General features: G+C 67.2%; 22 protein-coding genes, 1 tRNA gene and 1 pseudogene. 15 read left to right on the top strand and 9 right to left on the bottom strand.

Features of this window, described 5'->3' with window-relative positions; translation table 11 throughout:
• Positions 1-5 precede the first annotated feature (5 nt).
• The 4 genes from AC1DOQ_RS18355 (at position 6) to AC1DOQ_RS18340 (ending at position 3,775) form a co-directional block, all read left to right on the top strand.
• Positions 6-81: transfer RNA gene (locus AC1DOQ_RS18355), tRNA-Asn, on the top strand.
• A gap of 138 nt (positions 82-219) precedes the next feature.
• Positions 220-1,617, top strand: a complete 1,398-nt coding sequence (locus tag AC1DOQ_RS18350; RefSeq protein ID WP_477367337.1) for an MFS transporter — start codon at positions 220-222, stop codon at positions 1,615-1,617.
• 59 nt (positions 1,618-1,676) lie between these two features.
• Positions 1,677-2,027, top strand: coding sequence for an HNH endonuclease (locus tag AC1DOQ_RS18345; protein WP_477367334.1), 351 nt, complete (start codon positions 1,677-1,679; stop codon positions 2,025-2,027).
• A gap of 146 nt (positions 2,028-2,173) precedes the next feature.
• Positions 2,174-3,775: a response regulator gene (locus tag AC1DOQ_RS18340; RefSeq protein WP_477367331.1), complete on the top strand. Its 1,602-nt coding sequence runs from the start codon at positions 2,174-2,176 to the stop codon at positions 3,773-3,775.
• Positions 3,776-3,847: 72 nt separating this feature from the next.
• On the opposite strand, the gene AC1DOQ_RS18335 is transcribed toward AC1DOQ_RS18340, so the two are convergent.
• On the bottom strand, positions 3,848-4,306 hold the full coding sequence (locus tag AC1DOQ_RS18335) for a response regulator (protein ID WP_442121854.1): 459 nt from the start codon (positions 4,304-4,306) through the stop codon (positions 3,848-3,850).
• Between the two features lie 28 nt (positions 4,307-4,334).
• Positions 4,335-6,593: an ATP-binding protein gene (locus tag AC1DOQ_RS18330; protein ID WP_477367328.1), complete on the bottom strand. Its 2,259-nt coding sequence runs from the start codon at positions 6,591-6,593 to the stop codon at positions 4,335-4,337.
• Between the two features lie 235 nt (positions 6,594-6,828).
• Between AC1DOQ_RS18330 and AC1DOQ_RS18325 the strand changes: the two genes are divergently transcribed.
• A complete protein-coding gene (locus tag AC1DOQ_RS18325) occupies positions 6,829-8,739 on the top strand; it encodes a hybrid sensor histidine kinase/response regulator (protein ID WP_477367325.1) in 1,911 nt (636 codons plus the stop codon).
• 17 nt (positions 8,740-8,756) lie between these two features.
• Positions 8,757-9,680, top strand: coding sequence for a pyridoxal-phosphate dependent enzyme (locus AC1DOQ_RS18320; protein WP_477367322.1), 924 nt, complete (start codon positions 8,757-8,759; stop codon positions 9,678-9,680).
• 32 nt (positions 9,681-9,712) lie between these two features.
• Here the strand turns inward: AC1DOQ_RS18320 and AC1DOQ_RS18315 are convergent, their stop codons facing one another.
• Together AC1DOQ_RS18315 and AC1DOQ_RS18310 are read right to left on the bottom strand one after the other, a co-directional pair.
• Complete coding sequence (locus AC1DOQ_RS18315) at positions 9,713-10,927, bottom strand: esterase/lipase family protein (protein ID WP_477367320.1); 1,215 nt, start codon at positions 10,925-10,927, stop codon at positions 9,713-9,715.
• A 215-nt stretch (positions 10,928-11,142) separates the two neighbouring features.
• Entirely contained in the window at positions 11,143-12,387 is a 1,245-nt protein-coding gene (locus AC1DOQ_RS18310) for a dienelactone hydrolase family protein (protein WP_477367317.1), read from the bottom strand.
• Between the two features lie 192 nt (positions 12,388-12,579).
• On the opposite strand from AC1DOQ_RS18310, the gene AC1DOQ_RS18305 reads away from it, so the two are divergent.
• The 8 genes from AC1DOQ_RS18305 to AC1DOQ_RS18270 all read left to right on the top strand — a co-directional run bounded on the left by AC1DOQ_RS18305 (position 12,580) and on the right by AC1DOQ_RS18270 (position 20,548).
• On the top strand, positions 12,580-13,059 hold the full coding sequence (locus AC1DOQ_RS18305) for a MarR family winged helix-turn-helix transcriptional regulator (RefSeq protein ID WP_442121848.1): 480 nt from the start codon (positions 12,580-12,582) through the stop codon (positions 13,057-13,059).
• Entirely contained in the window at positions 13,056-14,786 is a 1,731-nt protein-coding gene (locus AC1DOQ_RS18300) for an MFS transporter (RefSeq protein WP_477367314.1), read from the top strand. Before AC1DOQ_RS18305 ends, AC1DOQ_RS18300 begins: the two co-directional genes overlap by 4 nt.
• Before the next feature lie 21 nt (positions 14,787-14,807).
• A complete protein-coding gene (locus AC1DOQ_RS18295) occupies positions 14,808-15,908 on the top strand; it encodes an HlyD family secretion protein (RefSeq protein ID WP_477367311.1) in 1,101 nt (366 codons plus the stop codon).
• An 8-nt stretch (positions 15,909-15,916) separates the two neighbouring features.
• On the top strand, positions 15,917-17,299 hold the full coding sequence (locus AC1DOQ_RS18290; protein ID WP_477367308.1) for an efflux transporter outer membrane subunit: 1,383 nt from the start codon (positions 15,917-15,919) through the stop codon (positions 17,297-17,299).
• A gap of 28 nt (positions 17,300-17,327) precedes the next feature.
• A complete protein-coding gene (locus tag AC1DOQ_RS18285) occupies positions 17,328-17,951 on the top strand; it encodes an NADPH-dependent FMN reductase (RefSeq protein ID WP_477367305.1) in 624 nt (207 codons plus the stop codon).
• A 37-nt stretch (positions 17,952-17,988) separates the two neighbouring features.
• Positions 17,989-18,609: a tRNA-uridine aminocarboxypropyltransferase gene (locus AC1DOQ_RS18280; protein ID WP_477367302.1), complete on the top strand. Its 621-nt coding sequence runs from the start codon at positions 17,989-17,991 to the stop codon at positions 18,607-18,609.
• A 110-nt stretch (positions 18,610-18,719) separates the two neighbouring features.
• Entirely contained in the window at positions 18,720-19,931 is a 1,212-nt protein-coding gene (locus tag AC1DOQ_RS18275; RefSeq protein ID WP_477367299.1) for a PA0069 family radical SAM protein, read from the top strand.
• Positions 19,932-19,993: 62 nt separating this feature from the next.
• Positions 19,994-20,548: an AAA family ATPase gene (locus AC1DOQ_RS18270; RefSeq protein ID WP_477367296.1), complete on the top strand. Its 555-nt coding sequence runs from the start codon at positions 19,994-19,996 to the stop codon at positions 20,546-20,548.
• On the opposite strand, the gene AC1DOQ_RS18265 is transcribed toward AC1DOQ_RS18270, so the two are convergent.
• Positions 20,545-20,799 (bottom strand): hypothetical protein, encoded by a 255-nt coding sequence (locus AC1DOQ_RS18265; protein ID WP_477367293.1) that lies wholly within the window; start codon positions 20,797-20,799, stop codon positions 20,545-20,547. The genes AC1DOQ_RS18270 and AC1DOQ_RS18265 overlap by 4 nt on opposite strands.
• Here AC1DOQ_RS18265 and AC1DOQ_RS18260 point away from each other — a divergent pair.
• Entirely contained in the window at positions 20,793-22,106 is a 1,314-nt protein-coding gene (locus AC1DOQ_RS18260) for a GGDEF domain-containing protein (protein ID WP_477367290.1), read from the top strand. The genes AC1DOQ_RS18265 and AC1DOQ_RS18260 overlap by 7 nt on opposite strands.
• 6 nt (positions 22,107-22,112) lie before the next feature.
• On the opposite strand, the gene AC1DOQ_RS18255 is transcribed toward AC1DOQ_RS18260, so the two are convergent.
• The 4 genes and pseudogenes from AC1DOQ_RS18255 to AC1DOQ_RS18240 all read right to left on the bottom strand — a co-directional run.
• Positions 22,113-22,652: an ankyrin repeat domain-containing protein gene (locus AC1DOQ_RS18255; RefSeq protein WP_477367287.1), complete on the bottom strand. Its 540-nt coding sequence runs from the start codon at positions 22,650-22,652 to the stop codon at positions 22,113-22,115.
• A 40-nt stretch (positions 22,653-22,692) separates the two neighbouring features.
• On the bottom strand, positions 22,693-23,259 hold the full coding sequence (locus AC1DOQ_RS18250; protein ID WP_477367284.1) for a gamma-glutamylcyclotransferase: 567 nt from the start codon (positions 23,257-23,259) through the stop codon (positions 22,693-22,695).
• A 16-nt stretch (positions 23,260-23,275) separates the two neighbouring features.
• Positions 23,276-23,962 carry a LysR substrate-binding domain-containing protein gene (locus AC1DOQ_RS18245; RefSeq protein WP_477367425.1) on the bottom strand — a complete coding sequence of 229 codons (687 nt, stop codon included), beginning with the start codon at positions 23,960-23,962 and terminating at the stop codon, positions 23,276-23,278.
• Between the two features lie 39 nt (positions 23,963-24,001).
• A pseudogene (locus tag AC1DOQ_RS18240) lies at positions 24,002-24,157 on the bottom strand (helix-turn-helix domain-containing protein); the annotation flags it as partial.
• Between the last annotated feature and the right edge of the window lie 20 nt (positions 24,158-24,177).

Below are 24,177 nucleotides of genomic sequence, written 5' to 3'. Positions count from 1 at the left end.
TCAATTCCCTGATAGCTCAGTCGGTAGAGCGACGGACTGTTAATCCGCAGGTCCCTGGTTCGAGTCCAGGTCGGGGAGCCAGGATTCCGGAAGGGCCGCATGCGCAAGCTGCGGCCCTTTTGCTTTGCGCGCCACGGTGCCGCCGGCGTTTTCGCTCGCTCTCCAGCAGACCTCGCTCAAGCCTCATATAATCGTTCGTTCTTTTGTCGCGGGACGAGCATGCAAAACGCAGTAAATACAAGTACTTACGAGAAACCCGCGACTCCCGTGGACGGCCTGTCCGGCGCCCAGCTCATCTGGGCCGTGATCGTCCTGTCGCTCGGCGTCGGCATGTCTGCGCTCGATACCGCCATCGCCAACACGGCGCTGCCGGCCATGGCCCAGCAGCTGCACGCCAGCCCCGCGGATTCGGTGTGGATCGTGAATGCCTACCAGCTGGCGATGGTCGCGACCCTGCTGCCGGTGGCGGCGCTGGGCGAGACCATCGGCTACAAGCGGGTCTATATCGCCGGCATGGTCATCTTCACGGCGGCTTCGCTGGCCTGCGCGCTGGCCTGGTCGCTGCCGGTCCTGATCGCCGGGCGCCTGTTCCAGGGCCTGGGCGCGAGCGCGCTGATGGGCGTGAACTCGGCGCTGATCCGCACCGTCTATCCGGCCAAGCTGCACGGTCGCGGCTTCGGCAACAATGCGCTGGTGGTGGCGATCGGCTTCGCCATCGGCCCCAGCCTGGCATCGGTCATCCTCAGCGTCTCGTCGTGGGAATGGCTGTTCGGGATCAACGTGCTCCCAGGCGTGCTCGGCTTCTTCCTGGCCCGCAAGGCCTTGCCGGAATCGCCGCGCGCCAGCCACAAGGTCGACGGCGTGGCCGGCCTGTACAACGTCGCCGCCTTCGGCATGGCCATCCTGGCGCTGGGCGATGCGGCCCACCGCGTCGGCATGCGCACCTTGCTGCCGGAGACCGTGATCGCATTGTTCTTCTTCTTCCTGCTGATCCGCCGCCAGAAGGGCCACCCGGCGCCGCTGCTGCCGGTCGACCTGTTCCGCCTGCCGCTGTTCACCCTGTCCACGCTGACCGCGATCTGCACCTTCGCGGCGCAGGCGCTGGCCTTCGTCGCGCTGCCGTTCTACTTCGAGAGCCAGCTCGGCCGCACGCCGGTGGAGACCGGCTTCCTGCTGACGCCCTGGCCGGTCATGGTTGGCATCATGGCGCCGGTGGCGGGGCGCCTCAGCGACCGCTATTCGCCGGGCCTGCTGGGCGGCGTCGGCCTGATGATCCTGACGGCCGGCCTGGCCCTGCTGCTCGGCATGCCGGCTTCGCCTTCGGCCTTCGACATCGGCTGGCGCATGGCCGTGTGCGGCGTCGGTTTCGGCTTCTTCCAGGCGCCCAATGTGAAAGCGATCATGGCCAGCGCGCCACCCTCGCGCAGCGGCAGCGCCAGCGGCATGGTGGCGACCGCGCGCCTGATCGGGCAGTCGCTAGGTGCCGCGCTGGTGGCCTTCTGCCTGACCGTGTTCCACCTGCGCGGCACCTGGTATGCGATCGCCATCGCGGCGGTGTTTGCGGCGGCGGCCAGCATTGCCAGTTTTTCGCGGCTGGTGGTGGCGCCGGCGCGCTGATGCAGCCGTCGGGCTGAGACCGCTCTTTAAACGTCGGCGCATGCCTCGATATGGAGGGTATGGCGCGCCGTTCCCGCATTCCCGACATCATTGAAGCCTCCCCCGAGCCCGAGCCCGAGGGTGAGGCCCTGTGCCCCCTGTGCGGCCGGCCGCTGGGGACCGAGAACATCGACCGCCACCACCTCGTCCCCAAGTCCCTGAAGGGCAGGGAGCAGTTTCCGATCCATAAAATCTGCCACCGCAAGATCCATTCGATCCTTTCCGAGCGCGAACTGCTGCGCGCCTATCACACCTGGGACGCGCTGAAGGAGCACGAAGACATCCGCTCCTTCATCGGCTGGGTCGCGAACAAGCCGGCCGGTTTCTATACCCGCACCTTCACGGCGAACAAAAAGCACGGGAGAAGATGAGCAGATTGCTGGCCGATATGGCAACACCTGCATAAATAGTCATTTATCCCTGCTGCATTGCCGGCACTGCCGACATGCCTGATGTAAAATAAAAGCTTACTAATTTGCAATTCGCGTCACATTCCTCCCATCTCACCGCAGTTGCAATGACCCAAGACGAATCCAGCACCTGTTCTGTCCTCCTGATCGACGACGAGCCCTTTGCCGAAGACATCATTTCGCATGGCTTGAGAGGCTGTGCGCCGCACACCTTGCGCTTCGCGAGCCGGCCGGAAATGGCGGTCGAACTGGCGCGCGAGATCGGGGCGACGGTAGTGCTGGTCGACCTGCGCATGCCGGAGATCGACGGCCTGGAGGTCGCGCGGCGCCTTCGCGCCGACAAGGACACCGAACACATTCCCGTGATCGTGCTGTCTTCGGAAGACGACCCGGACATCAAGGCCAAGGCCTTCGCGGTGGGCGCCAACGACTACATGGTGAAGTGGCCGGATCCGCGCGAGCTGGTGGCGCGGGTGCGCTACCACAGCGACGCCTTCATCGCGCGCCGCCAGCGCGATGCCGCCTTCGTCTCGCTGCGCCACAGCCAGGAGCAGCTGGCGGCCAGCCAGTCGGCCCTGTTCCAGGCTCAGAAGATGGAGGCGATCGGCCAGCTGACGGGCGGTGTCGCCCACGACTTCAACAACGTGCTGCAGATCATCGGCGGCAACCTGCAGCTGCTGAAGCTGGTCGGCAACCTGAACGATGCCGGCAAGGCGCGCGTCGACATGGCGCTGGCCGGCGTCGAGCGCGGCGCCAAGCTGTCCTCCCACCTGCTGGCCTTCGCCCGCCGCCAGCCGCTGCAGGCGGTGGTGATCGATCCGGGCCACCTGCTGCGCGAGATGGACGACATGATGCGGCGCGTGCTCGGCCCGCGCGCGCGCGTGGTCACCGAAATCGAACACCGCCTGGGCAGCACCCTGGTCGATCCCAACCAGCTCAACAACGTGCTGCTGAACCTGGCCATCAATGCGCGCGACGCCATGGGCGGCAGCGGCACGCTGACGATCCGCGCCGCCAATGCGGGGCCGGACAGTGCCTTGCCGCCGTCGCTGGCGGCCGGTCATTACGTGATGATCGAGATCCTTGACACCGGCAAGGGCATGCCGCCGGAGGTGCTGGAGCGCGCCTTCGAACCCTTCTTCACCACCAAGCCGACCGGGCAGGGCACGGGCCTGGGCCTGTCGATGGCCTATGGTTTCGTGAAGCAGTCGGGCGGCGAGATCGTGCTGCAGAGCGAGCCGGGCAAGGGCACCAGCGTGCGCATCTGGCTGCCGCGCAGCGAAGCCGCGCCGGATGCGCTGGAGGACGTGGCGGCGGCGCCCCTGCTGGGCGGGCCGGAAACCATCCTGGTGGTCGAGGACGAGGAAGACGTGCGCAGCGCCACCTGCGGCATCCTGTCGGCGCTCGGCTACCGGGTGCTGGAGGCGCCGGATGCGGCGGTGGCCAAGGCGATCGTGGAAAGCGGCGAGCAGATCGACCTGGTGTTCAGCGACGTCATCATGCCGGGACCGGTCAGCAGCCTGCAGCTGGGAGAGGCGGTGCGCGCCTGGCTGCCGCAGGCGCAGATCCTGTATACCTCGGGGTATGCGGAAGGGGTGCTGGCGCACGAGGGCAAGCTGGAGGCGAGCGTCAACCTGCTGCAGAAACCTTATCATCCGGATGCGCTGAGTGCGCGTATCCGGCATTTGCTGCGGCGCCGGTCGGCTTGATGTGTCGGTGATGCGTGGGCTCGGAGAGCCCACCCTACATTGTGTCCGGTACCGGTAGGGTGGGCGCCCCGTTCATTTATTCGGCTTGATGTATTTCTGCGAACCCGGCGGCGGTTCGTTCAGCACCGCCCAGAAGATGCCGAGGTCGGCGATCGCGCGCACGAACTCCGTGAAATCGACCGGCTTGACCACGTAGGCGTTCACGCCCAGCTCGTAGCTGCGCACCAGGTCCTGTTCTTCCTTCGACGAGGTCAGCATCACCACCGGCAGCGGCTTCAGGCCGTCGGTGGTGCGGATTTCCTTCAGCACCTCGAGGCCGTCGACCTTCGGCAGCTTGAGGTCGAGCAGCACCACGGCCGGGTTGCCGGCGGTCCGCTGTGCGTGTTCGCCACGGCGGTGCAGGTAGTCGAGGGCCTCGGCGCCGTCGCGAACGACAATCACCTGGTTGGCGAGCTGGCTCTTGGACAGTGCAATCAGCGTGAGTTCCAGGTCGTTCGGATTGTCTTCGACGAGCAGGATGGGTTTGAGCATGCGTTCCTTGAGGACTCTTTCAGTGAATTCAGTTACTTGAAACATGTTTTGGAATGGCAAAGGAGAAGGTCGCGCCTTCGCCCTGTACGGAATTGGCCCACACCCGGCCATTGTGCCGCTCGACGATGCGGCGCACATTGGCCAGGCCGATGCCGGTACCCTGGAAATCTTCCATGCGATGCAGGCGCTGGAACACGCCGAACAGCTTGTGCACGTATTCCATGTTGAAGCCGGCGCCGTTGTCGGCCACATGGAAAATGGTCTCGTCGGGCGTGTCATCAAAGCTGACGCGGATGACGGCCGGGTCCTGCTTCCCGGTGAACTTCACGGCATTCGACAGCAGGTTGAACATCGCCAGGTGCAGGAAGGTCGGGTCGGCGTAAGCCACCGGCAGCGGGGCGATGTCCCATTCGATGTTGCGGCCGCGCGTCTCCAGCGCCAGCTTGTCGATGCAGGCGGCCACCAGGTCGTTCATGTCGACCGTGGTCGGGCGCAGCGAGGCGCGGCCCATCTGCGAGAACGACAGCAGGTCGTCGACCAGCTTGCCGGCCATCCGCGCCGCTTCCTTGATGTTCTTGAGGAAGCGCTGGCGCTGTTCGCCGTTCTCGCTGCCGGCCGATTCGATCAGCAGGTCGGCGAAGCCGACGATGTGGCGCAGCGGCGCGCGCAGGTCGTGCGAGACCGAATAGGAGAAGGCTTCCAGTTCCTTGTTGGAGCGGGTCAGCTCCTCGGCCAGTTCGGCCATCTGTTCGGCGCGCTCGAGGGCGATGCCCAGCAGGGCGGTGCGGAATTCCAGCGCCAGTTCGATCTCGCCGCCATGCCAGGGCATGCTGGTGCCGTGGATGGTTTCGCGCCAGGTCTGGAAGCTGGTGCGCGGCGACAGCTGCAACGGAATACCGGCGGCCGCCGCCTGCACGAGCTTGTCGTGCGGGTTGCCGGCCCATTCGATCGTGTGCACGTATTCGGGACGGAACCACAGCAGGTAATGCTTGTGGATGCGCGAGATCGGCATCGCCAGCAGGCCGCTGGCGTTGCGCACCATCTTTGCCGCCTCGGGCCAGGCCGACGACAGCTTGTCGGTGTGGTAGATGTCGCCGTGGCCGTGACCGTGCACGGCCAGCCAGTCGACCAGGCCCAGGATATCGTCCCGCTCGGGGGTGTCGCCGTAGGTCAGCACGCGCTCGTCGACCACCACCGCGACGCCGGTGGCGCGCCCGAAACGCAGCAGTTCAGGGAAGACGCTCGACAGGTTCTGGGTGAAGTCGCTGCCCTGGGTCAGGCCGGCCAGCATCGACACCATGATGCGGCGCAGGTCCAGGCGGAACTGCAGCTCGTGGGCATCCTCGCGCGATTCGATGCACAGCGCCAGGAGCTGGCCCAGCTGCTCGCAGGCGGTGCGCTGCTCGAAGGGCACCGGGGACGGCTCCTCGTTGTGGCAGGAGATCAGGCCCCATAGCTGGCCCTTGACCATCAGCGACACCGACATCGAGGCCAGCGTGCGCATGTTGCGCATGTACTGCAGGTGCACCGGCGAGACGCTGCGCAGCACCGCGAACGACAGGTCGTTCGGCTTGCCGGTGACCGGGTTCATGGCCGGGACCAGCGGCGCCGGCGTGTAGTTGGCATCCTGGATCAGGCGGATCGGCGACAGCGCGTACAGCTGGCGCGCCTGGGCCGGGATGTCGGAGGCCGGGAAATGCTGGCCCAGGTAGGAAGCGTAGTCTTCCTGCTTGGCCTCGGCCATCACTTGCCCGTGGCCGTCGCGGTCGAACTTGTACACCAGCACGCGGCCGAAACCCGTCACCGAGCGCACGTGGTGGCAGGCCAGCCGGGCCAGCGACTCCACGCACTCGGCACTGTTCACTTTCTGCAGGAAGTCGCCGATCAAGGAATACAGGTGGCGGAAATCGGCCGTGGCGGCGCGCTCGGTCGGCTCGAACTCGAGGATGGTCAACTGGTCCCAGCGATGCCCGAGCACGTCGAAATGGCGGCCGTTTGCGGCCGTGATCGTACCCACGTAATACGGGCGGACGCCCAGCTTCGCCGTCAGTTCCGGTGCCAGGCGGAGGGCGGCCGCTTCGCCGATCACCTCGGCCAGCGGGCAGCCGATGGCCTGCTGGGCGACGCGGCCGGTCCAGTCGCCCAGGTTGGCGCTGGCCTGCAGGACTTCCAGGCCGCCGGACAGGGTCAGCATGAAGCCATGGGGCTGGATGCTCCCGGGCGTGCGAATCGGCTCCCTGTCGCAGGCCGACAGGTCGAGAACGGGGACGGAAGAGGCCGGATTCATGTAGGTGGGATGGCGGAAAACGTGAATTTCAACTCCGCCATTTTACATTGAATGCAGTGCGGTACCCCTCTTTAGGTATTCTGGCAATGTTGTCGGTGCGGCGATAACACAACGGTATGATCGGTGCGTCATTGTCAAATCGATTGTCACGCGTGCGGGCGAAGCAAACTGCCTGGGTGTATCATTAAGTGGATTTGGATCAATGAATTTGTGCCCCTGACACGAGTGGCAAGCCATGAGCGAACACATGCAGGACAAGAATATCCTATCGGACGAGCGGCGCTACCAGTACCTGATTTCCGGTATCAACGACTACGCGATCTACATGCTCGACCCGCAAGGGCACGTGAGCAGCTGGAACGCGGGCGCGAACCGCTTCAAGGGCTATGTGGCGCAGGAGATCCTCGGCCAGCATTTCTCGCGCTTCTATACCGACGAAGACCGTGAAGCCGGTCTGCCGGCGCGCGCGCTGAAGACCGCGCTCGAGCAGGGCAAGTTCGAATCCGAAGGCTGGCGCGTGCGCAAGGACGGCACCCGCTTCTGGGCCCACGTGGTCATCGACCCCATCTACAACGAAGAAGGGGTATTGCTCGGCTTTGCCAAGGTGACCCGCGACGTCACCGAGCGCAAGCAGGCCGAGGACAGGCTGCGCGAGAGCGAGCAGCGCTTCCGCCTGCTGGTGCAGGGCGTGACCGACTATGCGATCTACATGCTGTCGCCGGAAGGCACGGTCACCAACTGGAATTCGGGCGCCGAGCGGATCAAGGGTTATACCCAGGACGAGATCGTCGGCAGCCACTTCTCGCGCTTCTACACGGCCGAGGACCGGGACGCCGGCGTGCCGAAGCGCGCGCTGTCGACCGCCGCCGACACCGGCCGCTTCGAGGCCGAGGGCTGGCGGGTGCGCAAGGACGGCACCCGCTTCTGGGCCCACGTGATCATCGACGCCATCCACGACGACGACGGCAAGCTGGTGGGTTTCGCCAAGATCACCCGCGACCTGACCGAAAAGAAACGCATCGCCGACGCGCTGGAAGTCGCCAACGCCGCGCTGTACCAGGCGCAGAAGATGGAATCGATCGGCCAGCTCACCGGCGGCGTCGCGCACGACTTCAACAACCTGCTGTCGGTGCTGTCGAGCGGCCTCGAAGTGCTGGCGATGCAGCGCGGCGAGGGCAGCGACACCCGTACCATCGAGAGCATGCGGCGCGCGGTGGACCGCGGCGCGCGCCTGACCCAGCAGCTGCTCGCCTTCGCGCGCCAGCAGCCGTTGCAGGCCGAGACCCGCAACCTGAACCGCATCGTCACCGGCTTCGAATCCGTGCTGCGTCGCGCGGTCAATGCCGGCATCGAGTTCGAGATCGACCTCGACCGCAACGCACACAGCGCGGTGATCGACAGCGCACGCCTCGAGTCGGCCCTGCTGAACCTGGTGGTGAACGCGCGCGACGCCATGCCGGACGGCGGCCGCATCGTCATCGCGACCCGCAACGTGACGCTCGGCCACCACGAGGCGGGCAGCCTGGCTGCCGGCGACTACGTGCGGATCTCGGTCAGCGATACTGGCACCGGCATGCCCCCCGACGTGGTGCGGCGCGCCTTCGAACCCTTCTTCACCACCAAGGAAGTGGGCAAGGGCACCGGCCTGGGCCTGTCCCAGGTCTACGGCTTCATCAAGCAGTCGGACGGCGACGTGGTCATCGAAAGCAAGCCCGGCGAGGGCACCACGATCTCGATCTACCTGCCGGCGGTGGTGTCCGAGGCCCACGAGGACAAGCGTTCCCACGTCGAGCGCGTGCTGATCGTCGAGGACGAGCCGGACCTGATGGACGTCGCCGCCTCGCTGTTCACCAGCATGGGCTACGACGTGGTGACGGCGTCCAGCGGCCGCGAGGCGATCGACATGCTGGAGCAGCTCGACGTCGACATCCTGTTCACCGACGTCGTCATGCCGAACGGGATGGACGGCCTCGAACTGGCCGGCTACACGCGCAGCCACTATCCCGGCACCAAGATCATGCTGGCCTCCGGCTATCCGCTGCCGGCGCTGAAGCAGCGCCATGGCCAGGACCTGAACGACTACGCCTTCGTCAACAAGCCCTACCGGCTGTCCGACCTGGCGCGCACCCTGCGCACGGCGATGTAGGCGGAGCGGGCGCGGCGATGGTCCTGCATATCGAGACGCCGCTGCTGGCCTCGGGCGCCATGGCCACCCGGCCCGGCCAGTCCGTGTGGCTGAAGATGGAGGCGCTGCAGCCTTCCGGCTCGTTCAAGCTGCGCGGCATCGGCCACGCCTGCGAGCAGTACGCGCTGCGCGGGGCGCGGCGCTTCGTCTCGTCCTCGGGCGGAAATGCCGGCATTGCCGCCGCCCACGCCGGACGCCGGCTCGGCCTGCCGGTGACGGTGGTGGTGCCGGAGACGGCCAGCGCCAGGGCGCGCGAGCTGATCGCGCGCGAGGGCGCCGAGATCGTCGTCCATGGGGCCTCCTTCCAGGAAGCGAACGCGCTGGCGCAAGCGATGCTGGGCGCTACCGACGCCTTCATCCACCCCTTCGACGACCCGCTGCTGTGGGAAGGCCATGCGAGCATGATCGACGAGGTGGCGCGCGCCGGCCTGGTTCCCGATGCGGTGGTGCTGTCGGTGGGCGGTGGCGGCCTGCTGTGCGGCGTGGCCGAAGGCTTGCGGCGCCATGGCTGGGATGCGGTGCCGGTCATGGCAGTCGAGACCGAAGGCGCCGATTCCTATGCGCGCTCGCTGCGGGCCGGGGAGCGCATCGAGCTGCCGGCCATCACCAGCATCGCCACTTCGCTGGGCGCGCGCAAGGTGTCGGAACAGGCTTTCGAGCTGGCGCGCCGCCGCCCGGTCGAGCCGGTGGTGGTGAGCGACCGCGAGGCGGTCGAGGCCTGCCTGCGCTTCATGGACGACCACCGTGTCGTGGTGGAGCCGGCCTGCGGGGCCTCGCTGGCGCTGGCCTATCGCGCCGGCGCGATGCTCGCGGCTTGCGAGCGCGTGCTGGTGATCGTGTGCGGCGGCGTCACCGCCACCGTCGAACAGCTGCAGCGCTGGGGGCGCGAGCTGCCCGCCTGAGTCGTGGGCACGGTGTGCCCACGCGTGGCGCGTCACTCCAGGCCGAAGACGATGTCGCAGATGCGGTCGTAGACCGGATCCGCCGACGGTCCCGGGTTCGGCCAGTTCAGGATGTCGAAGTGGTCGTAGCCGTCGTAGGTGCCGAGGTAGTTCCAGCTGCCGCGCACGGCCCGGCCGTCGTAGTCGCGCACCGGATGGCCGGCAGGCGCGCGCATGCTCACCGTGTTGACCACGCCGTCGCTGGCGAACCAGCTGCCGTCGATCCGCACTCTCCCGGGCGCCGACTGGGTGTAGGAACCCATGCCCGGCTGCGCCGGCGAACCGGCGATGAACTCGCCCGCGAACAGCTTGAAATAGGGGATCATGTCGTCGCGCGGATACTGGAACCGGCTGCTCTGGATCGGCGCCAGCACGCGGTCGCTGCCGTTGCAGCACCAGGCGCCCGCCACCGTCGCCCGCGTCCCCAGCGAAAACCAGTAGACCGAGGGAGAGGTCTGCGCCCAGCGGTTGAACTCGCGCGCGCCGTCCGGTGCCAGCTCCCAGTGCGCCAGGCGCTTGTCGAGGATGTCGCGCAGCGGGCTGCGCAGCGCATTTTCGAGCGCAGGCAGGACGTCCAGTACGGCATCGCGCAAGGTGGTGCCGTTGTGCGGCGCCGAGATCGTCACCACGCTCGTCACCCAGCCGGTCTTGCCACCACGGTAGAGCTCGCCGCCGCCTTCGTCGCCGTCGGGCGACCCGTGTTCCAGCAGCTGGACCAGGGCGCGGATCGTGGTGCCGCCCTGGCTGTGGCCGATCAGGTGGATCGGGTGCGCCGCATCCCATTGCGGATGGAAGGCGAGGGGATAGTTGTGCGGATTGTTGTCCGGATCGGCGGCCCAGCACTTGCCGGCCGGCTTTTGCGGCTGGCCGGGATAGCCGTAGCGGGCGACGTGGGTGGCGCCGTAGTCGACGCAGCCGCCCTTGATCTGGGCGTACAGCTCGGCGGCGCGGTCCCAGTTCGAACTGATCGCGCCGACGCCTGCCGTATAGACCGTATGCGGGCCCTTGTGGCGCTGCATGCGGGCCGCGATGTCGCGGTAGCCGCCCCAGTACAGGAAGCTGCTGCCGGGAAAGGTATCCGGCCCGAAGCCGAGGAAGCCGTGCACCAGTACGACGGGATGGTTGTTGGCGGCCCCGGCCGTTGCACTGCCCAGCAGGCAGGCCAGGGCCAGCAGCGCTCGGGCGCTTGATGTGTTGAACGACTGCATGTAGCTCTCCCCTCGTGGGTGGCGGACGCTACATTGTCGAATTGGTATCGGGCACGGGGTTTGCGCGGTACCAAATCCAGGCCCGGAGATTTGACCCGTCTTCCCCACGAAGGCGGGGACCCAAGTTTGTTTGCGTTTCGTTAGCGCACGCAGAACTTGGATCCCCGCCTGCGCGGGGACGACGTAAGCCAGTGCGGGGAATGACGGTCAGGAAATCAGTTGGTCACTGCCGCAGTCCCACCCAACTGCGCCGTCCCGGCGCCATCCGTCGCCGGCACCGGCGTATTCGACGCCGTCACCGCGGCCTTCTCGGCCAGGTCCGGATTCCACACCACGTGCTCGTCGACGGAGTACAGGCGGCACGGCTTGTCGCTCTTGGCCGAGCAGGTGGCCAGGGCGCGCGCTTCCGGCGCTTCGCCTTCCTCGGCCCAGCACCAGGCGCCGCTCGGCGACACCGCGAAGGCGCGCGGGGTCATCTTGGTCAGGTATTCCGCATAGGCGCGCTTGCCGTTCTCGCTGAGGAAAGGCACGGCCTCGACGTCCTCGATGCTGGCGAAATTGGTCGCCTGCGGCATCGGCGGCTCGGGCACCTTGTAGAGCACCTTGGTCGGCATGCCGACGCGGTCCAGGAACTGCATGGTGTCGGCCAGCCAGACTTTCTCGCCGTCGCGGCTGGCCAGCATGCCGTGCGCATCGCGCTTGAACGGCGCGTACTCGACCAGCTGGGCCTTGCCGCCGGCCTGCTCGAAGGCGTCGTGCATGCGCGCCACCAGTTCCGGGCCGAACAGCGAATCGTTCTGGCCGTACATCCACAGACTCGGAATCTTGTTCTGCGAACCGTATTCGGCAAAGGCCGAGACCAGGGCCGAGCGCCAGCCGCAGCCGTTGCTGTCGTCGCGCAGGCCGCCGGCAAAATTGATCAGGCCGCGCACGCCCGGCAGTTCCTGGGTGCCCAGCGCCATGGTCGCGAGGCCGCCGTAGGACTGGCCGGCCACCACGATGCGGTCGGCGTCGATCCACTTCTGCTCGCGGGCGTATTCCAGGGTGTCCCGGATGTCCTCGGCCTGGATGTAGCCGTTGGCCGTCATGTCGCAGCCGCGGTCGCGGTAGCGGCCGGTCGAGTTGGCGAAGCCCTGGCGCATCGGCACCATCACCGCGTAGCCGCGCGAAACGAAGGCATGGGCCATGTGATAGAAGCGGTCGCGCGGCTGCAGGTTCGGGTGGCCCGGATCCTTGCCGTGGTTGATGATGATCAGGGGGAAGGGGCCCGGACCGTTCGGCGAGAACACCGTCGTTTCCAGACGCGCCTGGTGATTCTTGCCGGCCGGGATCAGGATGATGTGCTCGTTGATCCGGTAGTCGAGTTGCAACTCCTGCTCGACGGAAAATCCAGGCAGCATGGCCAGGCCGATGATCAGCGCGGAGGTAAGGTGGCGAACAGAAGCGCGTACTCTAAACATGGAAAACTCTGGAACGGCGGCCTTACGGATGCATCCGGCAAGAACCAATTGCTTAGGGGAATAAATTGATTCTAAGCACTGTAATTTCTCAGAGCAATATCCGAATAACCAATTCGCGCATTAAATCTTTGTGTGTGGCCAGATTTGTCAGAATAGGCAGATAATTAGAATGTCCAACGATTGGGTGGCCCCATGGTTACTTTCGATGAACGGCTTAACGACCGCCTCGGCGAACTGTTCACCCAGGCGCTGCAAGGCGGCGGACGCGCATGGAACAAGGCGCTGGAACGCCAGTTGAAGCCTTACGGCCTGACGGTGGCCGGCTGGAGCGCGATCGCCGCGCTGGCGGAGCTTCGACGCGGCGTCGGCGAGCACGAGGCGCCAGGACCCTCGCAGACGGCGCTGGCGCAGCAGCTCGGCGTCGATGGCGCGACCCTCGTCACGACCATCGACCGCCTGACCGCCGCCGGGCTGATCGAGCGGGTTCCGAGCCAGCAGGACCGGCGGGTCAAGCTGGTCGTGCTCACGCAGGAGGGCCGGGAGATGGAAGACAAGCTCAGGGAACACGCCGACGCCATGCGGCGCGAGGCGCTGGCGCATCTCAACCCCGGCGAGGTGGCGATGGCCGTGAACGTGCTCGAGCAGTGGCAGCAGGTGCTGGAGAGTGCATGAGCGATAAATATGCGCCGCGCGAATGGCACCCGGACGAACGGCCGACCATGCCGGGCGGTCCGTCCTTCCCCAGGCATTCCACGCCGCGTCGCATCGCCTATTTCCTGGTCGGCACCCTGGTCACCCTGACCGGCGGCCTCGGCAATGCTCTGGTGACGGTCAACCTGGTCAACCTGCAGGGCGCGTTGGGCGCCTTTGCCGCCGAGACCAACTGGCTGCCGACCGCCTACGTCATGACCAATGTCTCGATGAACTTGCTGCTGGTGAAGTTCCGCCAGCAGTTCGGCCTGCGCGCCTTCACCGAATTCTTCCTGGTGCTGTATGCGCTGGTGACCTTCGCCCACCTGTTCGTGAACGACCTCGGCTCGGCGATCGCGGTGCGGGCGGCGCACGGCATGGTCGGCGCCGCGCTGTCCACCCTGGGCCTGTACTACACGCTGCAGTCCTTCAGGAAGGAGTGGCGGCCGCGCGGCATCATCATCTCGACCGGCATCTCGCAGCTGGCGCAACCGATCGCCTACCTGTTCTCGACCCGGCTGCTGGAAGTGGCCGAGTGGCGCGGCCTCTACCTGTTCGAGCTGGGCCTGACCCTGGTCACCCTGGGCGCCGTGCTGTGGCTCAAGCTGCCGCCGGGCGACCGCTTCCGTGCCTTCCGGCCGACCGATTTCCTCACCTTCGCGCTGTTCGCGCCCGGCATGGCGCTGCTGTGCGCGGCCCTCACCTTCGGACGGGTACTGTGGTGGACCCAGGAGCCCTGGGTCGGCGTGGCGCTGGCGGTGGCTATCGTCCTGCTGCTGGCGGCCGTCGCCGTCGAGCACAACCGCAAGAACCCGCTGCTGAACCTGCGCTGGCTGACCAACGGCATGATCGCGCGCCTGTTCATCGCGATGGTGCTGGTGCGCGTGGTGCTCTCCGAGCAGAGCATCGGCGCGGTCGGCTTCCTGCGCATGGTCGGCCTGAACAACGACCAGCTGCAGACCCTGTTCCTGGTGGTGCTGGCCTGCACCCTGCTCGGCATCGGCATGTCGGCGCTGGTCTACAACCCCAGGCACCTGATGGCGCCCCAGGTGGTTGCCCTCCTGATCATGGCCATGGGGGCCTGGATCGACTCGCACGCGACCAGCCTGACGCGGCCGGAAGAGATGTACGTCAGCCAGGGCCTGCTGGCCTTCGGCGGCGTGTTCTTCCTCGGACCGCTGCTGCTCACCCTGCTGGGTACGGTGATCACGAATCCGGCCAACCTGATCACCTTCTCGGTGCTGTTCGGCCTGACCCAGAACCTCGGCGGCCTGCTCGGCTCCGCCTTGCTCGGCACCTGGCAGGTGATGCGCGAAAAATTCCATTCCTCGAACCTGGCCGATGAGCTCAGCAGCCTCGATCCGCTGGTGGCGGCCCGCATCCAGCAGGGTGCGGCGGCCTATGGACGGGTGCTGGCCGATCCCTCCTCGCGCACCCGGCAAGGCATTGCGGTGCTGAGCCAGACCGCCACCCGCGAAGCCAACATCCTCGCCTACAACGACGTGTTCCTGGCGATCTCCATCCTCGCCGCGCTGCTGGCCGCCTGGATCTTCGGACGCGCGTTGTGGCTGACCTACATGGTGCCGCCGCACGCCGCCGCGCCGCCGCCGCCGCCCACTGCGCCCGACAATGCGACCGACTCGCCGATCGCCAACGCCGCCGGCGAGCCGCCCGAGCCGACCGCCGACGGCACCATCCGCCCGATATGATCATTTGAAGACGACAACGCCATGGCCGAGACCACCAGCAGCCCTACCCAGGAGAAATCGAACCGCCACGTGATCGTCAGCGGCGCCCTGTTCGCGCTGATCGCCCTGATCGGTGTGCTGATCGTGCTGTACGCCTGGGACCTGCCGCCTTTCCGCAGCACCATCCAGAGCACCGAGAACGCCACCGTGCGCGGGCAGGTGACCATCATCAGCCCGCAGCTGTCCGGCTACATCGTCGAGGTCGACGTCCAGGACTTCCAGCATGTGCGCCAGGGCCAGCTGCTGATGCGCATCGACGACCGCATCTACAACCAGCGCCTGGAGCAGGCGCGCGCCCAGCTGGCGAGCCAGCGCGCGGCGCTCGCCAACTTCGCCCAGAACCAGCAGAGTGCGCGCGCCACCATCTCCCAGAACCAGGCGGCGGTGGCGAATGCGGCGGCCCAGGCCCAGCGCGCCCAGGCCGACCTGCGCCGGGTCGAGGAACTGGCCGCCGACGGTTCGCTGTCGGCGCGCGAGCGCGACGCCGCCCGCGCCGCCCACGCCCAGGCGGTGGCGCAGGCCGCGCAGTCGCGCGCCGCGCTCGAGATCTCGCGCCAGAACCTGAAGACCGTGGACGTCAACCGCGCCTCGCTGGAAGCGGCGGTGGCCAACGCCGAGGCGGCCGTGCGCCTGGCCGAGATCGACCTCGCCAACACCCGCATCCTGGCCCCGCGCGACGGCCAGCTCGGCCAGGTGACGGTGCGCCTGGGCGCCTTCGTCAACGCCGGCGCCCAATTGACCGCCCTGGTGCCGCAGACCATGTGGGTGGTGGCCAACATGAAGGAAACGCAGATGGCCGACGTGCGCCTGGGCCAGCCTGTCGCCTTCACCGTCGACGCCCTCAACCACGCGAAGATGCGCGGCCACGTCGAGCAGATCTCGCCGGCCACCGGCTCCGAGTTCTCGGTGATCACGCCGGACAACGCGACCGGCAACTTCGTCAAGATCGCCCAGCGCATCCCGGTGCGGATCAGCATCGACCCCAACCAGGAACTGGCGGCGCGCCTGCGGCCTGGCATGTCGGTGGTGGCCAGCATCGATACCGGCGCCCCCGCCGCCGCGCCGAAAGGGCAGCAGCGATGAGGCGGGCAGTGCGTGCATCGTTCGCCTTCGGCGCGGCGATCCTGCTGCTGGCCGGCTGCCGCATCCCGGTGCAGGACCGGCCGGCGCCCTCGCTGGAGGTGCCGGCGGCCTGGCGCACGCCCTTGCAGGTGGGGCCGAACGCCGCCGTCGAGCAGGAATGGTGGCGGGCCTTCGGCGACCCGGCGCTGGACGCCCTGGTGGCCCAGGCGCTGGCGCGCAACGGCGACCTCCGCACCGCGCGCTCGCGCCTGCAGGAATACCAGGCCCGCATCCAGGTGGCGCGCTCGGCCCTGGCCCCGAACCTGTCGGTCGGCGTGGGGCCGACCCGGGCGCGCAGTATCGGCCCCTTCGGCACGCCGATCGAGACCACCAGCGTCACCGGCAATGTGCAGGCGGCCTACGAGTTCGATCCCTGGGGCCGGCTGGAGGCCGCGACCCGGGCGGCGCGCTTCGATTACGCGGCCCAGCAGGCGGCGGCCGAGGCGACCGCGCTGTCGGTGGCGGCCAGTACCGCGTCCGGCTACCTGAACCTGCGCGGCCTGGATGCCCAGCTGGCGCTGGCGAGGCAGACCCTGGCCTCGCGCGAGCAGTCGCTGGCGCTGGCGAAGCGCCAGTTCGAGGTCGGCTACAGCTCGCGCCTGGAGCTGTCCCAGGCCGAGGCCGAGTACCGCGCCACCGCCGCCGTGGTGCCCCAGCTGGAACGCTCGATCACCCAGCAGGAGAATGCCCTGGCCCTGCTGGCCGGCGCCAACCCGGGACCGGTGGCGCGCGGCGCCGGCCTGGCCGCGCTGCGGGCGCCGGGCATCGCGCCGGGCCTGCCGTCCGAACTGCTGCGGCGCCGGCCCGACATCGCCCAGGCGGAAGCGACCATCGCCGCCGCCGACGCCAGCCTGGCCGCCGCGCGCGACCAGATGCTGCCCTCGCTGCGCCTGACGGCCTCGGTGGGCAGCTATGCGCACGACCTGCCCGGCCTGCTGGGCGGCGGCACCACCCTGTGGAGCGTGGGCGGCAGCGTGCTGGCGCCGCTGTTCGACGCCGGCCGCCTGCGCGCCCAGGCCGAGATCTCGGCCTCGCTGCGCGACCGCGCCGTGTTCGCCTACGAATCGGTGGTGCGCAATGCCTTCGCCGAGACCGAGAACGCGCTGGCGGCGGTGCAGCGCCTGCGCGAGCAGCTCGACCAGACCGAGGCGCGCCGGGTGGCCACCGCCGAGGCCCTGCGCATCGCCCACAACCGCTACCGCAACGGCTATTCCTCCTACCTGGAAGAGCTGGATGCCCAGCGCAACGCCTTCAGCGCCGAAACCGCCGTGCTGCAGCTGCGCGCCAGCTGGCTGGCGGCGCACGTGGACCTGTACCGGGCGCTGGGGGGAGGCTGGCGCGTGGCACCATGAATCATCAACCGTATGGATGGAGGGGAGCATGATCAATGTGGGAATCATCGTGGGCAGCACCCGGCCCGGCCGCAAGGCGCTCGACGTGGCGCGCTGGGTGATGGAATGCGCTGCCACGCGCGGCGACGCCGCCTTCGAACTGGTCGACATCGCGGACTTCGGTCTGCCGCTGCTGGACGAGCCGGTGCCGCCGTCGATGGGCCAGTATTCGCAGCCGCATACGAAGGCCTGGGCGGCGAAGATCGCCGAGTTCGACGGCTTCGTGTTCGTCACGCCGGAGTACAACCATGGGACGTCCGGCGCGCTGAAGAACGCCATCGACTACCTGTACAAGGAGTGGAACAACAAGGCGGCCGGCTTCGTCGGCTACGGCAGCGCGGGCGGCGCGCGCGCGATCGAGAACCTGCGCCTGGTGATGGGCGAGCTGATGGTGGCCGACGTGCGCGCCCAGGTGATGCTGTCGCTGTTCACCGACTTCGAGAATTTCACGACCTTCAACCCGGCCGAGCACCACGAGCGCGCGGTCGAGACCATGCTCGACCAGGTGGTGCGGTGGAGCGGGGCGCTCAAGCCCCTGCGCAAGGACGATCCGCCGGTACCGGTGCCGGACAATATGCCGCCGCGCGGGGAGCGGGTGGGCGGCAGTTTTTGATTTTTCGTCGGACGGGCGGAGAGTACAATCGCCGCCCATGACCTCTCCAGCTTCCCGGCGCGCCACCTGCGCCGCCTGCCTGCGCGCGCAGAGCGCCTGCATCTGCGGCTTCGCGACGCCGCTCGCCAGCCGCGTCGAGCTGCTGGTCCTGCAACATCCGCTCGAGGTGCATCACGCCAAGAACAGCGCGCGGCTGCTGCACCTGTCCCTGCCGTCGAGCCGGCTGCTGGTCGGCGAGGCTTTTCCCGCCGCCGAACTGGAGGCGGCGCTGCATGCGGGCGGACGCCGGCCGCTGCTGCTGTACCCGCACACTCCCGGCGAAGCCGCGCTCGGCCTGCCGGCGCCGCCGCCGCTCGATCCCACCGGGCTGGCGCAGCCGGAGGCGCTGCGCCTGGTGCTGCTCGACGCCACCTGGCGCAAGAGCCGCAAGATGCTCTACCTGAACCCTGCGCTGCAGGGCCTGCCGCGCCTGGCCCTGCAGGAACTCCCGCCCTCGGCTTATCGGATTCGCAAGGCCCATGCGCCGGACCAGTTGTCGTCGCTGGAAGCGGCCGTGCATGCGCTGTCCCGCCTTGAAAACCGGCCCGGACACTACAGTTCCTTGCTCGACGGATTCGATCGGTTTGTGGAACAACAATCCCGTCTATTTCGCGCTTGAACCAACAGTAAAGCGGGTGTACGATACTGTATATCCATACAGTACTCGGGAGCGCCATAGTGAATCGCCAACAAGCTTGGGCAGAAGACGTGGAATTGCAAGGCCAGGTCATGATCCCCCCGCGGCCGCTCGCGCCGCACAAGGGCCGTGGCGCCGTGTCGAACCTCCAGGGCCGTTACGAAGTCCACGGCCGCGAGCGTTTCGACGACGGCTGGACGGTCCCGGGGCTGAAGGATGAAGGACCGGCCGCGCCGAAGACCATCGTCACGGATGAGTTCGCCAAAACCATCCTGACCCGCAATGCATCGCCGGACATTCCCTTCAATGTCTCGCTGAATCCCTACCGGGGATGCGAGCACGGCTGCATCTATTGCTTCGCACGTCCCTCGCACAGCTATCTCGGCCTGTCGCCCGGCCTCGACTTCGAAAGCCGCATCTTCGCCAAGGTGAATGCGGCCGACCTGCTGCGCCGCGAACTGGCCCGTCCCGGCTACGTGCCCGAAAGCATTGCCATCGGCGTCAACACGGACGCCTATCAACCCTGCGAGCGCGAACGCGGCATCACCCGCGAAGTGCTGCAGGTGCTGGCCGAGTGCAACCACCCCTATGGGCTGATCACCAAGTCGGCGCTGATCGAGCGCGACATCGACCTGATCGCGCCGATGGCGGAGAAGGGCCTGGCGGCGGCCGCGATCACGATCACGACCCTCGATGGCGAGATCGCGCGCACCCTCGAGCCGCGCGCGGCCGCGCCGGCACGCCGCCTGCGCGCGATCCGCACGCTCACCGAAGCCGGCATCCCGGTCAGCGTCAGCGTGGCGCCCATCATTCCCTTCATCACGGAACCGGAGATCGAGCGCATCCTCGAGGCCGCCAGGGATGCCGGCGCGGTCGGCGCCCACTATGTCGTGCTGCGCATGCCGTGGGAAGTCAACCCGCTGTTTCATCAATGGTTGTACGCTCATTTTCCAGACCGGGCTCAACGTGTCCTGAATCGCATGAAAGATATGCGCGGCGGCAAGGAATACGATAGCGATTTCGGCAAGCGCATGACGGGCGAAGGCGTGTGGGCCGACCTGATCCGCCAGCGCTTCACCAAGGCCGTCAAGCGGCTCGGCATGGACGGCTTCAATGGCCGCTTCAGCAAGATGGACGGCACCCAGTTCCGCCGCCCGCTGGTGGTGCCCTCGGCCGCGGCCTGCCAGCGCCGCGACGAGGAAGTCACCCAGCTCGACCTGTTCGGCGGCGCGCCGGCGGGCGAGGCAGGCGGCAAGACGCAGGGCGGGAAGACCAGGGCGAGCCCGCAGATGGACCTGTTTTGAGTTAGGATGGCGCCTCGCATCTTTCTGGGATGCAAGTAATTCACTACGATCACGGGATTCATATGGAAGAGCAGGGCAGCGCAGCAGGCCGGATCAGGCGGGTGGTATTCGTCGGTGCGGAATCGACCGGCAAGTCGACCTTGTGCGAATACCTGGCGCGCCAGTACGGCAGCGTCGCCGTGCCCGAGATCGGCCGCTACATCTGGGAAGACAAGGAAGGCCAGCTGGATGCCGGCGATTATGTCGACATCGCCCTGCGCCACCGCGAGGCCGAGGACGAGCAGATGCCCTACGCCAGGCGCTACCTGTTCGTCGATACGAACGCCCTGACTACCTTGCTGCTGGGCCTGGAGTTCGGCCAGGTCAGCGAGCCGGTCCCGCCCGAGCTGCTGCGCTGCGCCGACGAATGCCGCGAGCGCTACGCCCATACCTTCGTCTGCGCCGACGACATTCCCTATGAGGAGCAGGCCGCGCGCGAGAACGAAGCCTGGCGCGGGCGCATCCACCAGCTGGTCCTGAAGGACCTGGCGGCGCGCGGCATTCCCTATACCCTGGTGAGCGGCAGTGTCGAGGAACGCGCGCTGCAGGTGCGCCGGGTGATCGAGGGTGTGGTCTAAGCCGCTTCCTCAAAGCCATCCTCGGCGCCGGGCTGCGCGCCGGTGCGCGCCACGTGCACCTGTCCGCCGAGGTCAAGCCGAAATACCTCAGCCAGACAACATCTACCCACCACGCATAAACCAGTTGTTGTTGCCGCGCCATGCGTGGATACTTGCAGTAAAAAAAGTTTCTCTTTTTGCAGCAAGCCGGGCCAGTTCGCGGTATGTTTGAAATGCAATTCATGCAACCGCCGACCTTCGCCCAATGCCAAGCAACGTCCCGCTCTACAAATACCGTGCGCTGTTGTTGTCGCAGAATTTCTTCATCAAGGACAACGCTGCCGAGTTGCGGCTTCACGCCCACAAATACGACTTTGACATGGCTTTCTTCAGCGAAGTCAGCGAGTTCGTGGCGGCGGTGGAGTGCGATGCCGGCAACGGCCTGTTCGTGATCGACCTCGACGCCCTGCACAATATGCAGGCCGACATGCAGGACAGCCGCAAGACCCTGATGCTCGGCGAGCTGCTGCAGCGCCTGCCGCCGGGGCGCGAATACGTCTACCTGCAGAGCTCGCGCCAGGGCGGCCGCTACCTGCTGCAGCAAAAACTGGTCGACTCCCACTGCCTGGCCTATGCCGAAAAGCCGATCGCCAACGACGTGCTGGTCGACAAGCTGTTCAATCTCTTCGTCCAGCAGAAGCGCGGCGAGCTGGTGCGTCTGCTCCACCTGGGCGAAGCCGGCGGAGTCGACGAAGATTGCCTGCGCCAGGCGCGCATCGAGCTGATCCCGCACGACCAGGCCCAGACCCTGCACCTGCGGGTGCGCGAGCTGCAGCCCGACCTGGTGCTGGTCGGCGATGCCGAGTTCGCGCGCACCGATTCTCTGGCGCGCGTACTCAAGAAAAACATCGAAGCCGACCCGGTGCGCGAGATCGTCCTGCTGCAGCGCCAGCCGGACGCCGCCCTGATGCAGCGTGCCCTGGCGAACGGCTTCGACGCGGTGCTGCCGGCCGGCGACCCTGCGCTGCTGTGCGCCCAGCTGGTCAACCGGGCCAGCAAGATCCGCATCAGCAAGGACCTGATCAGCAAGGACCGCGCGACCGGCCTGCTGAACAAGGTCGGCCTGCAGAAGAAGGCCCAGGAACTGATCCGCCAGGCGGCGCGCGAGGCGTGCCCGCTGGCCTTCGGCGTGATCGACATCGACAAGTTCAAGACCATCAACGATACCTGGGGCCATTATTTTGGCGACATCGTCATCAAGCGCCTGGCGGTCTGCCTGGCGTCCCACTTGGGCGAGCGCGACCTGCTCAGCCGTTTCGGCGGCGAGGAATTCGTGATCGTGTTCTGGGATTGCACGCCGGAGCGCGGCTGGCACCGGCTGAATGCGATGCGCCAGGCCTTCGGTCTGCTGCCTTTCGAGGTGCGTCCGGGCGACGTGCGGCGCTTTTCCTTCAGCGGCGGGATGGCTGCCTATCCGGCCTGCCAGACGGAAAACGCGCTGTTCCTGCGGGCGGACGCCATGCTGTACGAGGCCAAGCAGGGCGGGCGCGACCGCATCTGTCCGATGCCTGCCGCCTGATCAGCGCTAGCGTTCGTTGGTGACCGCGGCCATCAGCTCCATGGTGTCCACCGCCCCCATCTTGCGCGCCGCGTCGAGCATGGCATTGCCGTCGGCGTCCAGGCGGAAGGGATCGGCGCCGCGCGCCAGCAGCAGGCGGGCGATGTCGGTGCGGTTGAACATGGCGGCGAACATCAGCGCCGTCTTGCCGTTCGGGCCGGCGGCGTCGACCTCGGCGCCATGGTCGAGCAGCAGGGCGGCGATGCGCAGATCCCCCTTGAAGGCGGCGCCGTGCAGCGGGGCCTGGCCGGCATCGTTCATGATCTCCGGATCGGCGCCGTGCTCCAGCAGGACCCTGGCGGCATCGTGGTGGCCGTGGTAGCAGGCCAGCATCAGCAGGCTGTCGCCGCGCTCGTTGCGCAGGTTCGGCGGCAGGCCCTGGTCCAGCAGGGTGGCGAGTTCGGCGGCTTCGCCGGCGCGGGCGAAGCCGAATACCCGGCGCACGAAGGCGAGGGTGTCCTCGTCGAGTTCGGCGCTTGACGGCGGCGGTGTCGGTGCTGATTGCATGCGGCGATTAGACCACAGGCGCCGAAACCGGGGCGCAGGATCAGCCCTGGAAGGCTTCCAGGTGGCGCTCGATCTCGAACACGTGTTCGTCGGGCTTGCCCAGCTCGCGCAGGGCTTTGGCCAGCTCCAGCAGGTACTCGCTGTTGGGGCCGCTCGGTCCGCGCGCGCCGGCGATCTGGCGCGCGATCTCGCGTTCGCTGGCCGGGCCCAGATAGGCCGCGTTCTCCTGCGTCGCGATGTAGACCAGGCCCTCGGCCGCGCCGCCGTCCTCGAAATGGATGCTTGTCGCCAGGCGCAGGTAGCCGTTCTTTTCGCGGTAGTCGAGGTGGGCGAATTCCTCCGGCGTGACCAGGTAGGCCATGCCGTGGCAGAGCGCGCCGGCTTCCGGCACCAGGGTCACGACGCGGCCGGGCGCCGTCTCGGTGCCGCGGTGGTCGTGCGAGCCTTGCCAGAAGCGCCGGGTCCAGCCGGCGATGTGGGCCGGACGACGTTCGATGAAGGGGAAGTCGGCCTTGAAGATCAGCGAGCCATAGCCGAACAGCCACACGCTGGCGTGGCTGTCGAAGCGCTTCATGGCCCGGTTGATGTCGATGGTGTTATGGGACATCCCGCTATTCTAGCGCTTACCGGGGCAAGCCCTCGCCGACGTAATCGAGGAAGAAGGCGACGAAGGCTTCGGCGGCCGGCGACAGCGAGCGCTGTCCGCGCGTATAGATGAAGAAGCGGCGCGTCAGCACCGGCTCGGCCAGCGGCCGGGTCAGCAGGCCGTGGCGCCGCACCAGCGCCGAGGCATAGGGCATGCAGATCGTCACGCCGAGGCCGGCCGCCACCATCGCCAGCGCGGTCGTCATGAAGGTCACTTCGTGCTCGGGCTTCAGGGTCGCTTCGCGCAGGGACTCGCCCATGTCCGCCAGCAGGCGCTCGGTGAACTGGCCGCGCAGCGAAATGAAGGGATAGCCGGCCAGGTCGTTCCAGGCCAGCTGCTCGCGGCTCTCGAGCGGATGGCCGGGCGGCAGCACCGCCTCGAAAGGCATCTCGAGCAGCGGCCGCGCTTCGAGTTCCGGGGTGTCGTCGCGCTCGGGGCCGATGCCGCAATCGACCTCGCCGGACAGCACCCGCGCGCCGACCTGTTCGACTCCGCTGTCGGCCAGGCTGACCTTGATTTCTGGGTGGCGCACACGCCAGGCGGCAATCGCCTGGGGCAGCAGGGTGCAGGCCATCAGCTGGGGCGCGGCAACCCGTACGATACCCTTCCTGAGTTGTGTATGATCCGCAACGTTAGCAAGCGCACGGTCGAGATCGTCGATCATCTGGCTGAATAGGGGGTAGAGCTCCTTGCCCATTTCCGTCAGTGCGATTCGACGCGTACTGCGATCAATCACCCTCGCGCCAAGTGTTTGTTCCAGTTCCTTGATCAAACCGGACAAAGCTGACTGTGTCACGTGCATGTATTGAGCAGCAAGCGTAAAGTTACCAGTCTTGGCCACGGCGACGAAGGCACGCATCTGGCGTAGGGTGGGATTCA

The sequence above is a fragment of the Massilia sp. 01N417 genome (assembly GCF_056399645.1).
The sequence above is the reverse complement of the archived record's forward strand: the minus strand, read 5'-3'. Positions and strand labels throughout refer to the sequence as shown.

Coding starts and splice junctions, on each gene's coding strand:
- AC1DOQ_RS18255 (WP_477367287.1), bottom strand. CDS start 22,652: ATGCAATCAGCACCGACACCGCCGCCGTCAAGCGCCGAACTCGACGAG.
- AC1DOQ_RS18295 (WP_477367311.1), top strand. CDS start 14,808: ATGGCCGAGACCACCAGCAGCCCTACCCAGGAGAAATCGAACCGCCAC.
- AC1DOQ_RS18270 (WP_477367296.1), top strand. CDS start 19,994: ATGGAAGAGCAGGGCAGCGCAGCAGGCCGGATCAGGCGGGTGGTATTC.
- AC1DOQ_RS18285 (WP_477367305.1), top strand. CDS start 17,328: ATGATCAATGTGGGAATCATCGTGGGCAGCACCCGGCCCGGCCGCAAG.
- AC1DOQ_RS18350 (WP_477367337.1), top strand. CDS start 220: ATGCAAAACGCAGTAAATACAAGTACTTACGAGAAACCCGCGACTCCC.
- AC1DOQ_RS18335 (WP_442121854.1), bottom strand. CDS start 4,306: ATGCTCAAACCCATCCTGCTCGTCGAAGACAATCCGAACGACCTGGAA.
- AC1DOQ_RS18260 (WP_477367290.1), top strand. CDS start 20,793: ATGCCAAGCAACGTCCCGCTCTACAAATACCGTGCGCTGTTGTTGTCG.
- AC1DOQ_RS18245 (WP_477367425.1), bottom strand. CDS start 23,962: ATGATCGACGATCTCGACCGTGCGCTTGCTAACGTTGCGGATCATACA.
- AC1DOQ_RS18310 (WP_477367317.1), bottom strand. CDS start 12,387: ATGTTTAGAGTACGCGCTTCTGTTCGCCACCTTACCTCCGCGCTGATC.
- AC1DOQ_RS18280 (WP_477367302.1), top strand. CDS start 17,989: ATGACCTCTCCAGCTTCCCGGCGCGCCACCTGCGCCGCCTGCCTGCGC.
- AC1DOQ_RS18315 (WP_477367320.1), bottom strand. CDS start 10,927: ATGCAGTCGTTCAACACATCAAGCGCCCGAGCGCTGCTGGCCCTGGCC.
- AC1DOQ_RS18320 (WP_477367322.1), top strand. CDS start 8,757: ATGGTCCTGCATATCGAGACGCCGCTGCTGGCCTCGGGCGCCATGGCC.
- AC1DOQ_RS18325 (WP_477367325.1), top strand. CDS start 6,829: ATGAGCGAACACATGCAGGACAAGAATATCCTATCGGACGAGCGGCGC.
- AC1DOQ_RS18300 (WP_477367314.1), top strand. CDS start 13,056: ATGAGCGATAAATATGCGCCGCGCGAATGGCACCCGGACGAACGGCCG.
- AC1DOQ_RS18340 (WP_477367331.1), top strand. CDS start 2,174: ATGACCCAAGACGAATCCAGCACCTGTTCTGTCCTCCTGATCGACGAC.
- AC1DOQ_RS18250 (WP_477367284.1), bottom strand. CDS start 23,259: ATGTCCCATAACACCATCGACATCAACCGGGCCATGAAGCGCTTCGAC.
- AC1DOQ_RS18305 (WP_442121848.1), top strand. CDS start 12,580: ATGGTTACTTTCGATGAACGGCTTAACGACCGCCTCGGCGAACTGTTC.
- AC1DOQ_RS18345 (WP_477367334.1), top strand. CDS start 1,677: ATGGCGCGCCGTTCCCGCATTCCCGACATCATTGAAGCCTCCCCCGAG.
- AC1DOQ_RS18275 (WP_477367299.1), top strand. CDS start 18,720: ATGATCCCCCCGCGGCCGCTCGCGCCGCACAAGGGCCGTGGCGCCGTG.
- AC1DOQ_RS18330 (WP_477367328.1), bottom strand. CDS start 6,593: ATGAATCCGGCCTCTTCCGTCCCCGTTCTCGACCTGTCGGCCTGCGAC.